This is a genomic window from Pseudoalteromonas sp. APC 3893 (assembly GCF_030408095.1).
Lineage (GTDB): Bacteria > Pseudomonadota > Gammaproteobacteria > Enterobacterales > Alteromonadaceae > Pseudoalteromonas.
This window is the reverse complement of sequence record NZ_JASDCD010000061.1, coordinates 1-1,892: the sequence shown is the minus strand read 5'-3', so window position 1 is coordinate 1,892 and position 1,892 is coordinate 1. Positions and strand designations below refer to the sequence as shown.

Below are 1,892 nucleotides of genomic sequence, written 5' to 3'. Positions count from 1 at the left end.
AGAGGTTATGAGGCGCTGCGCTTATGAGGTGAAAGGTTCTAGAGAAGTGACTAGGTACTTGGTGTATAGATAATTCATTCCCTGTAACCCGTGGCTTTTCTCATTTACGCTCATTCACTTCTCTTTGCCCCCTGTGTCAGGATAGTTGTCGCCTCTAACTTTTAATAGAGGCAGATAAAATGAGACGTCGATTTACTCAAGAATTTAAAGTTCAAGCTGTTGAAAAAGCATTATCTCAATGTGATGATGTTCGTCTAGAAGATATTGCTGATGATTTAGGCGTCGGCTATTCAACGCTACAGCGGTGGATAGCACTTGCTAAAAAACATGAACTTGAAACTAAAAATAACGGTAGTCACATGACAACAGAAAAACGCCCTCATGACTGGAGCTTAGAAGACAGGCTCAACGCCATTATTGAATGTGCGAGTTTAGATGAAGCAGCTCTTAATGAATATTGTCGTGCCAAAGGCACTTTACCCGCATCATATTCAACAGTGGAAGCAAGATTTTGCTAAAGGGCCAGCAACGAAGCCTGTAAAATCAGACAGCAAGCAGCTCAAACAAGAAATTAAGCAGCTTCAAAAAGAGCTTAATCGTAAAGATAAAGCATTAGCAGAAACAGCCGCTTTACTTGTACTCAAAAAAAAAGCAGATGCGCTTTGGGGTTTCAACGAGGACGATTAACCAGCTCAACTGAACGTCATGAATTGATAAAGCTCATTACAGACGCGCAGAAATCAGGAGCAAGGCAAGCAAAAGCATGTGAGTTACTTGGTTTAACAACAAGAACAATCCAACGCTGGATTGAAGCTGAAGATATGATAGATAAGCGGACAAGTACGATAAAACGACCACCTAATAAGTTAACTGAATTAGAGCAACAGCGTATAATTAAGACGGTTAATTCAATAGAGTACGGGCATTTACCACCCTGCAAGATAGTCCCTAAACTATTGGATAAAGGTATGTGGATAGCATCAGAAAGTTCGTTTTATCGTGTTATGAAATCACATAACTTACTAACACACAGAGAAAAAGTAAAACCAAATAAAAAGATAAAAAAGCCAAAAGCGCTCAAGGCAACACGTGCAAACGAAATTTATACATGGGATATCACGTATTTGCCGACAGCAGTTAAAGGTCAGTTTTTATACTTATATTTAGTGATGGATATTTATAGCCGAAAAATAGTTGGTTGGCAGGTTCATGACACACAACTAAGCACACTGGCGGCTGATTTAATGGTCGATATTTGCAGGCGAGAGCAGGTAAAACCTGAGCAAGTCACGTTGCACTCTGATAATGGCAGTCCGATGAAAGGAGCAACGTTATTAGCGACATTGCGGGAGTTAGGGATTGTGCCTTCATTTAGCCGACCATCTGTGAGTAACGATAATCCGTATTCTGAGTCATTATTTAAAACATTAAAGTATCGCCCAGAATACCCTGAAAAAGCCTTCGAAGATATAGCGAGCGCAAGGAAATGGGTTAACGGATTTGTAGATTGGTACAACGATGAACATTTACATAGCGGTATTAAGTTTGTCACGCCAAATCAGCGTCATTTAGGTTTAGATAAAGCGATCCTAGCGGAACGTCATCGGGTTAATGAAATAGCGAAATTAAAGAATCCAAGTCGTTGGTCAGGAAAGTCTCGAAATTGGACAATGATCAATGAAGTAAATTTGAATCCAGAGAAAAAAGAGGAAGTGCGGGCGGCATAAAATTTAACTTGATGCGACAACTAACTTGAAAAACTCCGCTTTGTGCAAATAGGTTTTAAGTTATTTATTCACAAAGAGGTTATGAGGCGCTGCGCTTAAGAGTGAAGGTACAAAGAAGACACTAGGAGTTAGGGGTAAAATATATATTTTTGTTTTCTCATTTAC

The 1,892-nt window shown here is 39.6% G+C and carries 1 pseudogene; it reads left to right on the top strand.

From position 1 onward, the window contains the following. Positions 1–179: 179 nt before the first annotated feature. Positions 180–1,727, top strand: a pseudogene (locus tag QMA12_RS21945) (IS3 family transposase). The last annotated feature ends 165 nt before the right edge of the window (positions 1,728–1,892 follow it).